This is a genomic window from Micromonospora sp. SYSU B005 (genome assembly GCF_055362685.1).
This window is the reverse complement of record NZ_JAXCFU010000001.1, coordinates 543,381-561,958: the sequence shown is the minus strand read 5'-3', so window position 1 is coordinate 561,958 and position 18,578 is coordinate 543,381. Positions and strand designations below refer to the sequence as shown.

At 68.5% G+C, this 18,578-nt stretch carries 15 protein-coding genes; all 15 read left to right on the top strand.

The window, feature by feature from the left end; translation table 11 throughout:
• Positions 1-307 precede the first annotated feature (307 nt).
• The 15 genes from rplJ (at position 308) to rplB (ending at position 18,570) form a co-directional block, all read left to right on the top strand.
• Entirely contained in the window at positions 308-853 is a 546-nt protein-coding gene (gene rplJ / locus SM452_RS02650) for a 50S ribosomal protein L10 (RefSeq protein ID WP_018784544.1), read from the top strand.
• 54 nt (positions 854-907) lie between these two features.
• Positions 908-1,294, top strand: coding sequence for a 50S ribosomal protein L7/L12 (rplL, locus tag SM452_RS02645; protein WP_018784545.1), 387 nt, complete (start codon positions 908-910; stop codon positions 1,292-1,294).
• Between the two features lie 575 nt (positions 1,295-1,869).
• Positions 1,870-5,301 carry a DNA-directed RNA polymerase subunit beta gene (rpoB, locus tag SM452_RS02640; protein ID WP_013288641.1) on the top strand — a complete coding sequence of 1,144 codons (3,432 nt, stop codon included), beginning with the start codon at positions 1,870-1,872 and terminating at the stop codon, positions 5,299-5,301.
• Between the two features lie 80 nt (positions 5,302-5,381).
• Positions 5,382-9,269: a DNA-directed RNA polymerase subunit beta' gene (locus tag SM452_RS02635; RefSeq protein WP_262013094.1), complete on the top strand. Its 3,888-nt coding sequence runs from the start codon at positions 5,382-5,384 to the stop codon at positions 9,267-9,269.
• A 94-nt stretch (positions 9,270-9,363) separates the two neighbouring features.
• The gene (locus SM452_RS02630; RefSeq protein ID WP_167796934.1) at positions 9,364-9,732 is read left to right on the top strand and encodes a hypothetical protein; all 369 of its coding nucleotides are present in this window, start codon (positions 9,364-9,366) and stop codon (positions 9,730-9,732) included.
• 375 nt (positions 9,733-10,107) lie between these two features.
• On the top strand, positions 10,108-10,479 hold the full coding sequence (locus SM452_RS02625; protein ID WP_194801541.1) for a hypothetical protein: 372 nt from the start codon (positions 10,108-10,110) through the stop codon (positions 10,477-10,479).
• A 500-nt stretch (positions 10,480-10,979) separates the two neighbouring features.
• Entirely contained in the window at positions 10,980-11,354 is a 375-nt protein-coding gene (rpsL, locus tag SM452_RS02620; RefSeq protein WP_007465318.1) for a 30S ribosomal protein S12, read from the top strand.
• 1 nt (position 11,355) lies between these two features.
• The gene (rpsG, locus tag SM452_RS02615; protein ID WP_013288637.1) at positions 11,356-11,826 is read left to right on the top strand and encodes a 30S ribosomal protein S7; all 471 of its coding nucleotides are present in this window, start codon (positions 11,356-11,358) and stop codon (positions 11,824-11,826) included.
• A 76-nt stretch (positions 11,827-11,902) separates the two neighbouring features.
• On the top strand, positions 11,903-13,999 hold the full coding sequence (gene fusA / locus SM452_RS02610; protein WP_262013092.1) for an elongation factor G: 2,097 nt from the start codon (positions 11,903-11,905) through the stop codon (positions 13,997-13,999).
• 223 nt (positions 14,000-14,222) lie between these two features.
• Positions 14,223-15,416, top strand: coding sequence for an elongation factor Tu (tuf, locus tag SM452_RS02605; protein WP_013288635.1), 1,194 nt, complete (start codon positions 14,223-14,225; stop codon positions 15,414-15,416).
• A 355-nt stretch (positions 15,417-15,771) separates the two neighbouring features.
• A complete protein-coding gene (rpsJ, locus tag SM452_RS02600; protein WP_007073037.1) occupies positions 15,772-16,080 on the top strand; it encodes a 30S ribosomal protein S10 in 309 nt (102 codons plus the stop codon).
• 11 nt (positions 16,081-16,091) lie between these two features.
• Positions 16,092-16,757, top strand: coding sequence for a 50S ribosomal protein L3 (rplC, locus tag SM452_RS02595; protein ID WP_120573086.1), 666 nt, complete (start codon positions 16,092-16,094; stop codon positions 16,755-16,757).
• Positions 16,754-17,419, top strand: coding sequence for a 50S ribosomal protein L4 (gene rplD, locus SM452_RS02590; protein WP_047891644.1), 666 nt, complete (start codon positions 16,754-16,756; stop codon positions 17,417-17,419). The genes rplC and rplD overlap by 4 nt, the downstream gene beginning before the upstream one ends.
• Complete coding sequence (gene rplW / locus SM452_RS02585) at positions 17,416-17,718, top strand: 50S ribosomal protein L23 (RefSeq protein ID WP_013288632.1); 303 nt, start codon at positions 17,416-17,418, stop codon at positions 17,716-17,718. Before rplD ends, rplW begins: the two co-directional genes overlap by 4 nt.
• 12 nt (positions 17,719-17,730) lie before the next feature.
• A complete protein-coding gene (gene rplB / locus SM452_RS02580; protein ID WP_013288631.1) occupies positions 17,731-18,570 on the top strand; it encodes a 50S ribosomal protein L2 in 840 nt (279 codons plus the stop codon).
• The last annotated feature ends 8 nt before the right edge of the window (positions 18,571-18,578 follow it).

Here is an 18,578-nt window from a genome sequence, read left to right as displayed (position 1 = left end):
GACCGGGAGCACCCGGCGCGATTTGGTGCTGCGGCGTACGTCGCGTAACCTGGTGCGGTAGTTCCACCCAAAGACCGCTGGTCGCCGTGCTCCGGCACGGTCGAAGGTCCCGCGACGACGGGCGACCCGCGCAGGGCGGTAAGCGAAACTCGGTGTCACCCACGGTCCGCCGACTGTGCCAGTGTCCCGGCCCTCGCCCCGTGCGCCCTGCGCCGGGGCTTTTTCGTTGTCGTGATGCCTCCGCCGCCGTCGTCGAGCCTCGGCTCGCCGCCGGCGTACCAGCTCCGAGCAACGAGAGAGGAGGGACATGGCGGACAAGCCGATCCGGGCCGACAAGGCCACGGCCGTCGCCGAGCTGACCGAGAGCTTCCGCAACGCGGGAGCGACCGTGCTGACCGAGTACCGCGGGCTCACGGTTTCGCAGCTCACCCAGCTGCGGCGCTCGCTCGGCAAGGAGACCAGCTACACGGTCGCGAAGAACACGCTGGCAAAGCGTGCCGCGGCCGATGCGGGCATCTCCGGGCTCGACGAGCTGTTCTCCGGTCCTACCGCGCTGACTTTCGTTTCGGGCGACGTCGTCGAGGCGGCGAAGGGGCTTCGCGACTTCGCGAAGGCCAACCCGAAGCTCGTCATCAAGGGCGGTGTCTTCGAGGGCAAGGCCATTTCCGCGGCCGAGGTCACGAAGCTCGCCGACCTGGAGTCCCGCGAGGTGCTGCTGGCCAAGCTGGCCGGCGCCATGAAGGGCAACCTGAGCAAGGCCGCGGCCCTGTTCCAGGCTCCGCTCGCCAAGACCGCGCGTCTGGCGGCCGCCCTGCAGGACAAGCGCGAGAAGGAGGGCGCCGAGGCGGCCTGAGGCCACCCGGCGCACCCACGTTCTTAGTTTTCATTGCGAGAAAGGACGCCAGACATGGCGAAGCTCAGCACCGACGAGCTGCTCGACGCGTTCAAGGAGATGACGCTGATCGAGCTCTCCGAGTTCGTGAAGCAGTTCGAGGAGACCTTCGAGGTCACCGCCGCCGCTCCGGTCGCCATGGCCGGCCCGGCCGGTCCGGGTGCCCCGGCCGCCGAGGCCGAGCCGGAGAAGGACGAGTTCGACGTCATCCTCGACGCCGACGGTGGCAAGAAGATCCAGGTCATCAAGGTCGTGCGCGAGCTGACCGGCCTGGGCCTCAAGGAGGCCAAGGACCTGGTCGAGGCCGCTCCGAAGGCCGTCCTGGAGAAGGCCAACAAGGAGACCGCCGAGAAGGCCAAGGCCAAGCTCGAGGGCGAGGGCGCCAAGGTCACCCTCAAGTGACCTTGCTCCACCTGACGCGCGTCCGGCTCACGTGAGCCGGGGCACATCGCGTCGCGGCGGGCGGTGATCCGGGAGACCGGGTCACCGCCCGCCGTGTTGGTGCCACCCGACGGCGAACGGCGTGAGCAGGGCGTACAGCGTCCTCTCATCGGCCGGTCAGCGACGTCTGTCGGTAGCCCGTCGGTGGGAAAGACACCCCGAGCGGTAACCGGCCCTTGACGCGGCACCGGCCTGCCAGGCACGCTGAACATCAGCAAGACCTTCCGCGCTTGCAACGGCCGCCTCTCGGGTAAGGGCAACGGCAGCACCGCCGCCGCGGCTCCCGAGCGGACTGGCAGGAGCGTCGCGTTCCGAGCGGCCCGGTCGACCCGGTTTTCCGAGGTCCCAGGGCTTGTTCCGCGACGACCTGCGGGGTGGGCTGGACAGCGGTTAGCCTCTCGGCTACACTGCTAGTTTGCGCTGCCTTCCGACTTGACCCCTGCTCGGAAATGTCCGATTGTGGATATTTCTGGTGGGGTCATTGGAGTGCACGCGTACCAGCCGTTCTGCAGCACCGGTCCTCGGAAGGACGCATCTTGGCAGCTTCCCGCCCTGCGAAGACCAGTCGTACGTCGAGCGCATTCGCGCCCCGCCGAGTTTCTTTCGGTCGGATCACCGAACACCTCGAGGTCCCCAACCTCCTCGCCATCCAGAACGAGTCCTTCGACTGGCTCGTCGGCAACGAGGCTTGGCAGGGCCGGTCGGCGGACGACCCGCACGCACGCTCGGGTCTCGCGGAGATCCTCGACGAGATCAGTCCCATTGAGGACTTCTCCGGCACCATGTCGCTCTCCTTCTCGGCTCCGCGCTTCGACGAGGTCAAGGCCTCGATCGAGGAGTGCAAGGAGAAGGACCTGACCTACTGCGCGCCGCTGTTCGTGACCGCGGAGTTCACCAACAACACCACTGGCGAGATCAAGAGCCAGACGGTGTTCATGGGTGACTTCCCGATGATGACGCCGAAGGGCACCTTCATCATCAACGGCACCGAGCGCGTCGTGGTCAGCCAGCTCGTCCGCTCGCCGGGCGTGTACTTCGACAAGCAGCCGGACAAGACCTCCGACCGCGACCTCTCCAGCGTCAAGGTCATCCCGAGCCGGGGTGCCTGGCTGGAGTTCGACATCGACAAGCGCGACACGGTCGGCGTTCGCATCGACCGCAAGCGCCGCCAGGCCGTCACCGTCCTGCTCAAGGCCATCGGGTGGTCCGCCGAGCGCATCCGTGAGAAGTTCGGCTGGTCCGAGCTCATGATGACCACGCTCGAGAAGGACCACATCGCCGGCCAGGACGAGGCCCTGCTCGACATCTACCGGAAGCTCCGCCCTGGCGAGCCGCCGACCCGTGAGAACGCCCAGACCCTGCTCGACAACCTCTTCTTCAACCCGAAGCGGTACGACGTCGCCAAGGTCGGGCGCTACAAGTTCAACAAGAAGCTCGAGCTGGACGTGCCGATCACCACCGGCACGCTCACCGAGGACGACATCGTCGCCACCGTGGAATACCTCTGCCGGCTGCACGCCGGTGAGGAGGGCTACGAGGCCGACGACATCGACCACTTCGGCAACCGTCGCCTGCGTACCGTGGGCGAGCTGATCCAGAACCAGGTCCGGGTGGGTCTCTCCCGGATGGAGCGGGTCGTCCGCGAGCGGATGACCACCCAGGACGTCGAGGCGATCACGCCGCAGACCCTGATCAACATCCGCCCGGTGGTGGCGGCGATCAAGGAGTTCTTCGGTACGTCGCAGCTGTCCCAGTTCATGGACCAGACCAACCCGCTGGCGGGCCTGACCCACCGGCGCCGGCTGAGCGCGCTCGGCCCGGGTGGTCTGTCCCGCGAGCGGGCCGGCTTCGAGGTCCGCGACGTGCACCCGTCCCACTACGGCCGGATGTGCCCGATCGAGACGCCGGAAGGCCCGAACATCGGCCTGATCGGCGCGCTGTCCACGTTCGCCCGGGTCAACCCGTTCGGCTTCATCGAGACGCCGTACCGGAAGGTCATCGACGGCCGGGTCACCGACCAGATCGACTACCTGACCGCGGACGAGGAGGACCGGTTCGTCAAGGCGCAGGCGAACGCCCCGCTGAAGTCGGACGGCACCTTCGCCGAGGACCGCGTCCTGGTCCGCCGTAAGGGCGGCGAGACCGAGGACGTCGCGCCGGGCGCCGTGGACTACATGGACGTGTCGCCGCGGCAGATGACCTCGGTCGCCACCGCGATGATCCCGTTCCTTGAGCACGACGACGCCAACCGCGCGCTCATGGGCGCGAACATGCAGCGTCAGGCGGTGCCGCTGGTCAAGGCCGAGGCCCCGCTGGTCGGTACGGGCATGGAGTACCGCGCCGCGGTCGACGCCGGTGACGTCGTCGTCGCCGAGGTCGGCGGTGTGGTCGAGGACCTGTGCGCGGACTACATCACCGTCCACCAGGACGACGGCCACCGCCGGACGTACCTGCTGCACAAGTTCCGCCGCTCCAACGCCGGCTCCTGCGTCAACCAGAAGCCGGTCGTCTTCGAGGGCGACCGCGTCGAGGCCGGTCAGGTCATCGCCGACGGTCCGTGCACCGACGAGGGCGAGATGGCGCTCGGACGCAACCTGCTGGTGGCGTTCATGTGCTGGGAGGGCCACAACTACGAGGACGCGATCATCCTGTCGCAGCGCCTCGTGCAGCAGGACGTGCTCACCTCGATCCACATCGAGGAGCACGAGGTCGACGCCCGGGACACCAAGCTCGGCCCGGAGGAGATCACCCGCGACATCCCGAACGTCAGCGAGGAGATGCTCGCCGACCTCGACGAGCGCGGCATCATCCGGATCGGCGCCGAGGTCGTCCCCGGCGACATCCTGGTCGGCAAGGTCACCCCGAAGGGCGAGACCGAGCTGACCCCCGAGGAGCGGCTGCTCCGCGCGATCTTCGGCGAGAAGGCGCGCGAGGTCCGGGACACCTCGCTGAAGGTGCCGCACGGCGAGACCGGCACGGTCATCGGTGTGCGTACCTTCTCCCGCGAGGACGGCGACGAGCTGCCCCCGGGCGTCAACGAGCTGGTCCGGGTCTACGTGGCCCAGAAGCGCAAGATCCAGGACGGTGACAAGCTCGCGGGCCGCCACGGCAACAAGGGCGTCATCTCCAAGATCCTGCCGATCGAGGACATGCCGTTCCTGGAGGACGGGACCCCGGTCGACATCGTGCTGAACCCGCTCGGTGTGCCGTCCCGGATGAACATCGGCCAGGTCCTGGAGACCCACCTCGGGTGGGTGGCCAAGACCGGCTGGAGCGTGGACGGCGACGACGCCGAGTGGAAGCGCCAGCTCCGCTCGATCAACGCGCACGAGTCCGAGCCGGACACCAACGTGGCCACTCCGGTCTTCGACGGTGCCCGCGAGGAGGAGATCTCCGGTCTGCTGGCGTCGACCCTGCCCAACCGGGACGGCAACCAGCTCATCGGGGGCAGCGGCAAGGCGCAGCTGTTCGACGGTCGTTCCGGCGAGCCGCTGCCCGACCCGATCGCGGTCGGCTACGTCTACATCCTGAAGCTCAACCACCTGGTCGACGACAAGATCCACGCCCGGTCGACCGGCCCGTACTCGATGATCACGCAGCAGCCGCTGGGTGGTAAGGCGCAGTTCGGTGGCCAGCGCTTCGGTGAGATGGAGTGCTGGGCCATGCAGGCGTACGGCGCCGCCTACGCCCTGCAGGAACTGCTGACCATCAAGTCCGACGACGTCCTGGGCCGGGTCAAGGTCTACGAGGCGATCGTCAAGGGCGAGAACATCCCCGAGCCGGGCATCCCGGAGTCGTTCAAGGTGCTGCTCAAGGAGCTGCAGTCGCTGTGCCTCAACGTCGAGGTGCTCTCCAGCGACGGTGTGGCCCTGGAGATGCGCGAGACCGACGACGAGGTGTTCCGGGCGGCGGAGGAGCTGGGCATCGACCTGTCCCGGCGCGAGCCGAGCTCGGTCGAAGAGGTCTGAGGTGGTGATCCGGGGCAGGGTGACCCTGCCCCGGATCCCACTCGTTAGCTAGCAGTACAGACGACGACATAGGGGACATAGTGCTCGACGTCAACTTCTTCGACGAGCTGCGCATCGGCCTCGCCACCGCTGACGACATCCGTCAGTGGTCCCACGGCGAGGTCAAGAAGCCCGAGACCATCAACTACCGCACCCTCAAGCCGGAGAAGGACGGGCTCTTCTGCGAGAAGATCTTCGGTCCGCAGCGGGACTGGGAGTGCTACTGCGGTAAGTACAAGCGGGTCCGCTTCAAGGGCATCATCTGCGAGCGCTGCGGCGTCGAGGTGACCCGCTCCAAGGTTCGCCGGGAGCGGATGGGTCACATCGAGCTGGCCGCTCCGGTGACCCACATCTGGTACTTCAAGGGCGTGCCGAGCCGGCTGGGCTACCTGCTGGACCTCGCCCCCAAGGACCTCGAGAAGATCATCTACTTCGCCTCGTACGTCGTGACGAGCGTGGACGCCGAAGCGCGTCACCGCGACCTCTCGACCATCGAGAACGAGATCCTGGCCGAGAAGCGGCAGGCCGAGAACAGCCGCGACTCGGAGATCGAGAAGCGGGCCGCCAAGCTGGAGGCCGACCTGGCCGAGCTGGAGGCCGAGGGCGCGAAGGCGGACGTCCGGCGCAAGGTCAAGGAGGGCGGAGAGCGCGAGATGCGCCAGATCCGCGACCGGGCCCAGCGCGAGATCGACCGCCTCGACGAGGTCCTCGACACCTTCCGCAAGCTGGAGCCGAAGCAGCTGGTCACCGACGAGCTGCTCTACCGCGAGCTGCGCGACCGCTTCGGTGAGTACTTCACCGGCAGCATGGGCGCCGAGGCGATCAAGGCCCTGGTCCAGAACATGGACCTGGAGGCCGAGGCGGAGAACCTGCGCGAGACCATCCGCTCCGGCAAGGGCCAGCGGAAGATCCGGGCGCTCAAGCGGCTCAAGGTCGTCGCGGCGTTCCAGAACACCCGCAACTCGCCGCTCGGCATGGTGCTGGACTGCGTCCCGGTCATCCCGCCGGACCTGCGCCCGATGGTGCAGCTCGACGGTGGCCGCTTCGCGACCTCCGACCTGAACGACCTGTACCGGCGTGTGATCAACCGGAACAACCGCCTCAAGCGGCTGATCGACCTCGGCGCGCCCGAGATCATCGTCAACAACGAGAAGCGGATGCTCCAGGAGGCCGTCGACGCGCTGTTCGACAACGGCCGTCGTGGTCGTCCGGTCACCGGCCCGGGTAACCGGCCGCTGAAGTCGCTGTCCGACATGCTCAAGGGCAAGCAGGGCCGGTTCCGCCAGAACCTGCTGGGCAAGCGCGTCGACTACTCCGGCCGTTCGGTCATCGTGGTCGGCCCGAAGCTCAAGCTGCACCAGTGCGGCCTGCCCAAGCAGATGGCGCTGGAGCTGTTCAAGCCGTTCGTGATGAAGCGGCTGGTCGACCTCAACCACGCGCAGAACATCAAGTCCGCCAAGCGGATGGTCGAGCGGCAGCGGCCGGTCGTGTGGGACGTGCTGGAAGAGGTCATCGGCGAGCACCCGGTGCTGCTGAACCGCGCGCCGACCCTGCACCGTCTGGGCATCCAGGCCTTCGAGCCGCAGCTGGTCGAGGGCAAGGCCATCCAGATCCACCCGCTGGTCTGCACCGCGTTCAACGCCGACTTCGACGGTGACCAGATGGCGGTCCACGTGCCGCTGTCCGCCGAGGCCCAGGCCGAGGCGCGGATCCTGATGCTGTCGTCGAACAACATCCTCAAGCCGGCCGACGGCAAGCCGGTCACCATGCCCACCCAGGACATGGTCATCGGTCTCTACCACCTGACCCACCTCACTGCGGGTGGCAAGGGCGAGGGCCGGGCGTTCAGCTCGGACGCCGAGGCGCGGATGGCGTACGACAACGGCGAGCTGCACCTGCAGGCTCCGGTCCGGATCCGGCTGCGCGACGTGGTCGGTGTGGACAACGGTGCCGGCGCCGAGCCGTGGACCGCCCCCGAGGGGTGGACCGAGGGCGAGCCGGTGACCGTGGAGACCACGCTGGGCCGGGTCCTGTTCAACGAGACGCTGCCCCCGGGCTACCGCTTCGTGAACTACGAGATCCGCAAGGGCCAGCTCTCCGCGATCGTCAACGACCTCGCCGAGCGCTTCCCGAAGGTGGCCCTGGCGGCCACCCTGGACGGGCTCAAGGAGGCCGGTTTCCACTGGGCCACCTGGTCCGGCGTCACCATCGGCATGGAGGACGTCATCGCTCCGCCGCGCAAGCGGGAGATCCTGGAGCGGTACGAGAAGGAAGCCGACCGGATCGACAAGCAGTACCAGCGCGGTCTGATGACCGCCGAGGAGCGCCGCGGCGAGCTCATCGAGATCTGGACCAAGGCGACGAACGAGGTCGCCAAGGAGATGGACACCGCGCTGCCGCAGGAGAACCCGCTGTGGAAGATGATCAACTCGGGTGCCCGCGGTAACCTGCTCCAGCTCCGGCAGATCGCGGCGATCCGTGGTCTGGTGGCCAACCCGAAGGGCGAGATCATCCCGCGGCCGATCAAGGCCAGCTACCGGGAGGGTCTGTCCGTGCTGGAGTACTTCATCTCCACGCACGGTGCCCGTAAGGGTCTCGCGGACACCGCCCTGCGTACCGCCGACTCGGGTTACCTGACCCGGCGTCTGGTGGACGTCTCGCAGGACGTCATCATCCGCGAGGAGGACTGCGGCACCGACCGTGCCATCCCGATGCAGATCGGTGAGCGCATCGACGGCAAGCTGGTCGTGCACGAGCACGCCGAGACCAGCGTGCACGCCCGGACGCTCGCCGACGACATCAAGGGCCCGGACGGCACCGTGGTGGCCCACCGCGGCCAGGACATCAACTCCATCGGGGTCGACGCGATCGTCGCCGCCGGCGTGGAGACGGTGCGGGTGCGCAGCGTGCTCACCTGCGAGTCGAAGCTGGGCGTCTGCGGTGCGTGCTACGGCCGCTCGCTGCCGACCGGCAAGACCGTGGACGTCGGCGAGGCGGTCGGCATCATCGCCGCCCAGTCGATCGGTGAGCCGGGTACGCAGCTGACGATGCGTACCTTCCACACCGGTGGTGTCGCGGGTGAGGACATCACCCAGGGTCTGCCCCGTGTCCAGGAGATCTTCGAGGCCCGGGTGCCGAAGGGTAAGGCGCCCATCGCCGACACCCCGGGTCGCATCCGGATCGAGGACGGCGAGCGGTCCCGCAAGATCGTGGTCATCCCGGACGACGGCAGCGACGAGATCGTCTACGACAAGATCTCGAAGCGGGTGCGGCTCCGGGCGCACGACGGCGACCACGTCGAGGTCGGCGAGAAGCTCACCGAGGGCACCATCGACCCGCACGAGCTGCTGCGCATCCTCGGCCCGCGCGCGGTCCAGGTCCACCTGACCCAGGAGGTCCAGGAGGTCTACCGCTCGCAGGGTGTGCTCATCCACGACAAGCACATCGAGATCATCATCCGCCAGATGCTCAAGCGGGTGACGGTGATCGACTCCGGCTCGACCGAGTTCCTGCCGGGTGTGCTGGTCGACCGGGCGCTGTTCGAGTCGGAGAACCGCCGGCTCGTCGGCGAGGGTGGCGAGCCCGCCGCCGGTCGCCCGGTGCTGATGGGTATCACCAAGGCCTCGCTGGCCACTGACTCCTGGCTGTCGGCGGCCTCCTTCCAGGAGACCACCCGGGTGCTGACGGACGCGGCGATCCACGCCCGCAGCGACTCGCTGATCGGCCTCAAGGAGAACGTGATCATCGGTAAGCTCATCCCGGCCGGTACGGGCATCAGCAAGTACCGCAACGTCCGGGTCGAGCCGACCGAGGAGGCGAAGGCCAAGGTCTACTCGATGACCGGCTACCCGGAGACCGACTACGGCTTCGGGCCGGCCAGCGGCCAGGCGGTTCCGCTGGACGACTTCGACTTCGGGTCGTACCGCTAAGCAGTAGGCAACGACGAGGCCCCCGGCATCCGCCGGGGGCCTCGTCGCGTCCGGAGTGCCGGGACCGGGGGCGGATCCGGGGCATGATGGAGGCATGACGACCGTGCCCGGGCAGGCGCCCGTCGTGCCGCAGGCGTACCGCCATCCGCACGATCCGGAACCGGTCCGCTCCACGAAGGCCCGCGCCGTCTTCGCGCTCGGGCTGATCGGCGCGCTCACCGGCTTCTTCATCGGCGGGGCGGTGCCGGCCACCATCGCGCTCGTGCTCGCCCGGCAGGCCCGCCGGGAGGCGTACGCGTCGGGTGGCTATCTCACCGGCGCGGACTGGCTGCGGCGCGGCGAGCAGATGGCGCGGACCGGACTGGTGCTGACCGCCGCCGCGGTGGTCGCGGCGGTGGTGATCGGTGTGGTCCGGGCCGCGGACGCGTCGTTCGGCCACGACTTCGCGCCGAACTTCGACTGACCCGGTGGGGGAGCGGGCCCGCGCCCGCCCGCCCCGCAATGATCGGCGACGGTAGCCTGGCCGGTGTCCGCCGCGCGGCGGGCGTGTGGACAGGAGGACCCCGTGACGGAACCGGCCGCGCCGGGAGGCGACCCGACCCGCCCCGGGCCGTACCCGCCGGGTCCCGCGTCCGCGCCGGCGTTCGGGGCGTACCCGGGGGGTCCACCGGCGCACGGGCCGGCGTTCGGGGCGTACCCGGGGAGTCCGCCGGCGCACGGCGGCGGGTGGCCGGCGCCGGGGAGCGCGCCCGGCCACGGTGGCTGGGGCCCGCACGGCGGGCCGGCGCTTCCGCCCCCGCCGGCCGAGACGCCGCGGCCGCCGAAGCGGGTCGACGCGGTGCCGGGTACGCCGTTCGGCGTGGTCCACCTCGACGTGCCGCCGGTCACCTCGGGCCTGGCGATCGGGTCGCTCGTCGCAGGTATCGCCGCGATCGGGGTGTCGCTGCTGGTGTTGTGCTTCGGCCTGGCCGGCCGCAACGTCGGCGGCGCCTGGGCGGCGGGCGCGTTCACCGTGCTGGGCGGGCTGATCGGCGTCGGCGCGATGGTGGCCGGGCTGCTCGCCCGGCGGCAGATCCGGCGGCCGGCGCCGCCGCCGTCGGTGCGCTTCACCGGCGCCGGCCTGGCCGTGGCGGGGATCTCCTGCGGGGCGGCGGGCCTGCTGTTCGGCCTGATCGGGCTCGCGCTGGCCCTGGTGGTGCAGATCACGTGACGCCGCGTCTGCGACGCCTGCGGCCGGTGACCTGCCTTGTGCGGTATGTCCGGGTGCCCGAAGGGCGGGCGGTGTCGGGGCCGCCGGGTCGCGCGGCGGACGAGCCGGTACACTTGTCACTGTAGGTGCCCATCACCGGCGCATCGGCGACCCGGAGACCGGGCGGCGGACCGCACAGCGGTCCTTCCCGACCCATCCGTTTTGACCGGCGCGGCTGTGGTAGGTACTCTTTCCCCTTGTGCCCGGGCCCGCCCGGGCAATGCGTGCGTGCGCTGGAACCGGTCAGCCGGTGATCGCGCGGTCGCACCACCAAGACCAGAAGATCCGGTACGACGCGTCAGCGGCCGGCACCGGAACCGTGACTCGGGCGACACGCCCGACCGCGGGTGCTGGGGAGCCGTCAGGCGGCCCTGGTTGGAATGTAGGAGAGCCGCCCACCCGGACGGCTGGAGCAGACGGCGCGGTCGCCTCGCAGCGGCCGAAGGGAGCGGAGAAACCCGGTGCCCACCATTCAGCAGTTGGTCCGAAAGGGCCGTCAGGCCAAGACGACCAAGACCAAGACCCCGGCGCTCAAGGGTTCTCCCCAGCGGCGCGGCGTGTGCACCCGTGTGTACACCACCACCCCGAAGAAGCCGAACTCGGCGCTGCGCAAGGTCGCTCGTGTCAAGCTCAGCAGCCAGATCGAGGTGACCGCCTACATCCCGGGCGTCGGCCACAACCTCCAGGAGCACTCGATCGTGCTCGTGCGCGGTGGTCGTGTGAAGGACCTCCCGGGCGTGCGGTACAAGATCGTGCGCGGTTCGCTGGACACCCAGGGTGTCCGCAACCGCAAGCAGGCTCGCAGCCGCTACGGCGCGAAGAAGGAGAAGAGCTGACATGCCGCGTAAGGGACCCGCTCCGCGGAAGCCGCTGGTCGCTGACCCGGTGTACAACTCGCCCCTGGTCACCCAGCTGGTGAACAAGATCCTGCTGCGCGGCAAGCGTCAGCTCGCCGAGCGCATCGTGTACGCCGCCCTGGAGGGCTGCCGCGAGAAGTCCGGCACCGACCCCGTCGTCACGCTCAAGCGCGCGATGGACAACGTCAAGCCGACCCTCGAGGTGCGCAGCCGCCGTGTCGGTGGCGCCACCTACCAGGTTCCGGTCGAGGTCCGGCCGTCCCGCGCGACCACGCTCGGTCTGCGCTGGCTGGTGACCTACTCCCGGGCGCGGCGCGAGAAGACCATGGTCGAGCGGCTGATGAACGAGCTGCTGGACGCGAGCAACGGCCTCGGCGCCGCCGTCAAGCGGCGTGAGGACACGCACAAGATGGCCGAGTCCAACAAGGCCTTCGCGCACTACCGCTGGTAACACCTGAGGTTCCGGCGCCCACCCGGCGCCGGAACCGCCACCAGTTGTGTCGAGACGACGATAAGTAGGGATTGAAGTGGCCGCCGCAGACGCGCTCGCCAACGTACGCAACATCGGCATCATGGCCCACATCGATGCCGGTAAGACCACTACCACCGAGCGAATCCTGTTCTACACCGGCATCACGTACAAGATCGGTGAGGTCCACGAGGGCGCCGCCGTCATGGACTGGATGGAGCAGGAGCAGGAGCGCGGTATCACCATCACTTCCGCCGCCACCAAGTGCGAGTGGAAGGGCCACACGATCCAGATCATCGACACGCCCGGCCACGTCGACTTCACGGTCGAGGTCGAGCGGTCGCTGCGTGTTCTGGACGGTGCGGTCGCGGTCTACGACGGCGTGGCCGGCGTGGAGCCCCAGACGGAGAACGTCTGGCGGCAGGCGGACAAGTACAACGTCCCCCGGATGTGCTTCGTCAACAAGCTCGACCGGACCGGCGCCGACTTCTTCCGCTGCGTGCAGATGATGATCGACCGGCTCAACGCCACCCCGCTGGTCCTCCAGATCCCGATCGGCGCCGAGTCCGACTTCATCGGCGTGGTCGACCTGGTCGAGATGCGTGCGCTGACCTGGCGCGGCGAGACCCAGAAGGGTGAGGACTACGCGGTCGAGGAGATCCCGGCCGACCTCGCCGACTCGGCCGCGGAGTGGCGCGAGAAGCTGATGGAGACCCTCGCCGACGTCGACGACTCGGTGATGGAGAAGTACCTCGAGGGCGAGGAGATCTCGGTCGACGAGATCAAGGCCGCCATCCGCCGGTCCACCATCGCCGGCAAGGCCAACCCGGTCCTCACCGGTACCGCCTTCAAGAACAAGGGCATCCAGCCGATGCTGGACGCGGTCGTCGCGTACCTGCCCTCGCCGCTGGACATCCCGGCGATCGAGGGTACGGCCACCGACGGCGAGACCCCGCTGCAGCGGAAGCCCTCGGTCTCCGAGCCGTTCTCCGGCCTGGCCTTCAAGATCCAGACCGACAAGCACCTCGGCAAGCTGACGTACGTCCGGATCTACTCCGGCACGCTCGAGTCCGGTTCTCAGGTGATCAACTCCACCAAGGACCGCAAGGAGCGGATCGGCAAGATCTACCAGATGCACGCCAACAAGCGGGAGGAGCGCAGCTCCGCCCAGGCCGGCGACATCATCGCGGTGCAGGGTCTGAAGCAGACCACCACCGGTGACACCCTGTGCGACCCGGCGAACCCGGTCATCCTGGAGTCGATGACCTTCCCGGAGCCGGTCATCGAGGTGGCCATCGAGCCGAAGACCAAGGCCGACCAGGAGAAGCTCAGCACCGCCATCCAGCGGCTGGCCGAGGAGGACCCGACCTTCCGCGTCAAGCTGGACGACCAGACCGGTCAGACGGTCATCTCCGGCATGGGCGAGCTGCACCTGGACATCCTGGTCGACCGGATGCGCCGCGAGTTCAACGTCGAGGCGAACATCGGTAAGCCGCAGGTGGCGTACCGCGAGACCATCCGCCGCAAGGTGGAGAAGGTCGAGTACACCCACAAGAAGCAGACCGGTGGTTCCGGCCAGTACGCCCGCGTGATCATCAGCGTGGAGCCGCTGCCGCTGGGCAACGACGCCCCGACGTACGAGTTCGCCAACGCGGTGACCGGTGGCCGCATCCCCCGGGAGTTCATCCCCTCGGTGGACGCGGGCGCGCAGGACGCCATGCAGTACGGCATCCTCGCCGGCTTCCCCCTGGTGGGCGTCAAGCTCACCCTGGTGGACGGCCAGTACCACGAGGTCGACTCGTCGGAGATGGCGTTCAAGATCGCCGGCTCGATGGCGATGAAGGAGGCGGCCCGCAAGGCCGACCCCGCTCTCCTCGAGCCGATGATGGCCGTTGAGGTCACCACTCCTGAGGAGAACATGGGTGACGTCATCGGCGACCTCAACTCCCGGCGTGGCATCATCCAGGCGATGGAGGAGCGCAGCGGCGCTCGCGTCGTCCGGGCTCTGGTGCCGCTGTCGGAGATGTTCGGCTACGTCGGCGACCTGCGGTCGAAGACCCAGGGCCGGGCTAGCTACAGCATGCAGTTCGACTCCTACGCCGAGGTTCCGGCCTCGGTGGCCAAGGAGATCATCGCCAAGTCGACGGGTGAGTGACACTCACCCTCGGCTGATCCGATGACGCGAGGGCGGTCGCGGGAGGGTTCTCCCGCCCGCGGCCACCTCGATCGGGTTGCGTGAGACCGGGCCTGTAGGCTTCATCGCCGCAGAACCCACAAAAGCTCTCCGGCCTTCCGGCCGGAAAGGCTGTCGACAGAGTCCTAAGCGCCGAACGGCGCGCCGGGGCGAACGAACCAAGAAAGTCCACAGGAGGACACCAGTGGCGAAGGCGAAGTTCGAGCGGACTAAGCCGCACGTCAACATCGGCACCATTGGTCACATCGACCACGGTAAGACGACGCTGACGGCGGCCATCACCAAGGTCCTGCACGACCAGTACCCGGACCTGAACCCGTACACGCCGTTCGACGAGATCGACAAGGCGCCGGAGGAGAAGGCCCGCGGCATCACGATCTCCATCGCGCACGTCGAGTACCAGACCGAGGCGCGTCACTACGCGCACGTCGACTGCCCCGGTCACGCCGACTACATCAAGAACATGATCACCGGTGCCGCGCAGATGGACGGCGCGATCCTGGTGGTGGCGGCGACCGACGGCCCGATGCCGCAGACCCGCGAGCACGTGCTGCTGGCCCGTCAGGTCGGTGTGCCGTACATCGTCGTGGCGCTCAACAAGAGCGACATGGTCGACGACGAGGAGCTCCTGGAGCTCGTCGAGCTCGAGGTCCGTGAGCTGCTCTCCTCGCAGGAGTACCCGGGTGACGACCTGCCGGTCGTCCGGGTCTCGGCGCTGAAGGCCCTCGAGGGTGACCCGGAGTGGACCGGGAAGCTCCTGGACCTGATGAACGCCGTGGACACCGCGATCCCGCAGCCGGAGCGCGAGACCGAGAAGCCGTTCCTCATGCCCATCGAGGACGTCTTCACGATCACCGGTCGCGGCACCGTGGTCACCGGTCGCGCCGAGCGCGGCATCCTCAAGCCGAACGAGGAGGTGGAGATCGTCGGCATCCGTGAGAAGTCGATGAAGACCACCTGCACCGGCATCGAGATGTTCCGCAAGCTGCTCGACGAGGCCCGCGCGGGTGAGAACGTCGGTCTGCTGCTGCGCGGCATCAAGCGCGAGGACGTCGAGCGCGGCATGGTCGTCATCAAGCCGGGCACCACGACCCCGCACACGGAGTTCGAGGCGACGGTCTACATCCTCTCCAAGGAGGAGGGCGGCCGGCACACCCCGTTCTTCCAGAACTACCGCCCGCAGTTCTACTTCCGGACCACGGACGTCACCGGCGTCGTCACGCTGCCCGAGGGCACCGAGATGGTCATGCCGGGCGACAACACCTCGATGACGGTGAAGCTGATCCAGCCCATCGCCATGGAGGAGAACCTGAAGTTCGCGATCCGCGAGGGTGGTCGTACGGTCGGCGCGGGTCGCGTCACCAAGATCATCAAGTGAGCTGGGTAACCCCGATTAGCGTCGCCGCCGGTCGTGCGGCATACTAGTCAGGTTGCGTAACGACGGTCAGTCGCCTGCGTCCGGTTGAGGCTGGACCTCCGGGAGTCAGACTGTCTCGCGTAGGGTGGTTGGTCGCCATCGGCGGTCAACCACCCTCGCGCGGCGTTCAGGTCGCGGTCCCCGCGATCGGCGCCATGACCCACCGCGTGGTCAGCGAATCGCTCCGGAGTCCCGGGGCGGAGCCTGGCCCACGGGCGCGACACGCCCGACCGCGGGGGTCGGCGGAAGTGGGCCTGTGCCAGCCGGTACAGGCGCCCGCAACACAGCGGCATCGAGAGAAGGAACAGAAGCCACCATGGCGGGACAGAAGATCCGCATCCGGCTCAAGGCCTATGACCACGAGGTCGTCGACTCCTCGGCTCGGAAGATCGTCGAGACGGTGACGCGTACCGGGGCGCAGGTCGCTGGCCCGGTGCCGCTGCCCACGGAGATCAACCGTTTCTGCGTCATCCGCTCGCCGCACAAGTACAAGGACTCGCGCGAGCACTTCGAGATGCGTACGCACAAGCGTCTGATCGACATCATCGACCCGACCCCGAAGACGGTCGACTCGCTCATGCGCCTCGACCTGCCGGCTGGCGTCGACATCGAGATCAAGCTGTAGGGACCGGACAAATGGACAGGCAAGTCAAGGGGATCCTGGGCGCCAAGCTCGGCATGACCCAGGTCTGGGACAACAACAAGGTTGTGCCCGTGACCGTGGTTCAGGCCGGCCCGTGCGTCGTGAGCCAGGTTCGTAGCGCCGACAAGGACGGCTACTCCGCGGTCCAGCTGGCGTACGGGGTCATCGACCCGCGCAAGGTCAAGAAGCCGGTCGCCGGCCACTACGCCAAGGCGGACGTCGCGCCGCGCCGGCACATCGTCGAGCTGCGCACCTCCGACGCCGCGGACTACGCGCCGGGCCAGGAGGTCACGGTCGAGGAGTTCCCGGCCGGCGTCGTGATCGACGTGACCGGCAAGACCAAGGGCAAGGGCTACGCCGGCCCGATGAAGCGGCACGGCTTCCACGGTCTGCGTGCCAGCCACGGTGTCGAGCGCAAGCACCGCTCGCCCGGCTCGATCGGCGCCTGCGCGACCCCGGGTCGCGTCTTCAAGGGCACCCGGATGGCGGGCCGGATGGGTGGCGTGCGCTACACCGTCCAGAACCTGACCGTCCAGGCGGTCGACACCGAGAACAACCTCCTGCTCGTCCGCGGCGCCATCCCCGGCCCGAAGGGCGCGCTGGTCCTGGTCCGCACTGCGGCCAAGGCGAAGGTGAAGAAGGGCGGTGCGGCCAAGTGACCACCGTTGACGTCATCAACGTCGAAGGCGCCAAGAGCGGCTCCGTCGAGCTGCCGGCCGACATCTTCGACGCGCAGGCCAACATCGCCCTGATGCACCAGGTCGTGGTGGCCCAGCTCGCGGCGGCCCGTCAGGGTACGCACAAGACGAAGACCCGCGGCGAGGTCTCCGGTGGAGGCAGGAAGCCGTACAAGCAGAAGGGCACCGGTCGTGCCCGCCAGGGCTCGACCCGCGCGCCGCAGTTCGCCGGCGGTGGCGTGGTCCACGGCCCGGTGCCGCGCGACTACAGCCAGCGCACCCCGAAGAAGATGAAGGCCGCCGCCCTGCGTGGCGCCCTCTCCGACCGGGCCCGCGCCGGCCAGGTGCACGTCGTCGAGGCGTTCGTCTCCGGCGAGAAGCCGTCCACCAAGGCGGCCCTGGCCACGCTGACCAAGCTGACCCAGGCCCGTCGGGTCCTGGTCGTGCTGAGCAGCACCGACGAGCTGAACTGGGTGTCGCTGCGGAACCTGCGCAACGCGCGGGACAGCCGGGTGCACCTGATCGAGGCCGGCCAGCTCAACACCTACGACGTGCTGGTGGCCGACGACGTGGTCTTCACCAAGGAGGCCCTGGACGAGTTCCTGGGCGTTCCCGCCGAGACCACCGAGGAGGATGGCAAGTGAGCACGATCGCCGATCCGCGTGACGTCATCGTCGCGCCGGTCGTCTCGGAGAAGAGCTACAGCGAGCTGAACCGCAACTGGTACACCTTCCTGGTGCACCCGGACGCCAACAAGACCGAGATCAAGATCGCTATCCAGCAGATCTTCAACGTCCGCGTCCTGACGGTCAACACGCTCAACCGCGAGGGCAAGCGCAAGCGGACCCGTACCGGGTTCGGCAAGCGCAAGGACACCAAGCGCGCGATGGTGAAGCTGGCTGACGGTGACCGTATCGAGGCCTTCGGCGGCCCGGTCAGCTGAGGGGTGTAGACAATGGCTATCCGTAAGTACAAGCCGACGACGCCGGGCCGGCGTGGCTCGAGCGTTGCCGACTTCGCCGAGATCACCCGGTCGACGCCCGAGAAGTCGCTGCTGGCTCCGCTGCCGAAGAAGGGCGGACGCAACGCCCACGGCCGGATCACCACGCGGCACCACGGTGGCGGCCACAAGCGCCAGTACCGTCTGATCGACTTCAAGCGGGTCGACAAGGACGGCGTGCCGGCGAAGGTCGCCCACATCGAGTACGACCCGAACCGCACCGCGCGCATCGCGCTGCTGCACTACGCCGACGGCGAGAAGCGCTACATCATCGCGCCGAAGGACCTGAAGCAGGGCGACCGCGTCGAGTCCGGTCCGGGCGCCGACATCAAGCCGGGCAACAACCTGCCGCTGCGCAACATCCCGGTCGGTACCACCATCCACAACGTGGAGCTGCGTCCGGGTGGCGGCGCCAAGCTGGCCCGCTCGGCCGGCGTCGGCATCCAGCTGCTCGGCCGTGAGGGCGCGTACGCGACCCTGCGTATGCCGTCCGGTGAGATCCGGCGTGTGGACGTGCGCTGCCGCGCCAGCATCGGCGAGATCGGCAACGCCGACCAGTCGAACATCAACTGGGGTAAGGCCGGCCGTATGCGGTGGAAGGGCAAGCGCCCGACCGTCCGTGGTGTCGCGATGAACCCGGTCGACCACCCGCACGGTGGTGGTGAGGGTAAGACCTCCGGTGGTCGCCACCCGGTCAACCCGCAGGGTAAGCCCGAGGGCCGCACCCGTCGTAAGGGCCAGCCGAGCGACCGGCTGATCGTCCGCCGCCGCTACGCCACGCGTAAGCGCGGCTGAGGGAGATA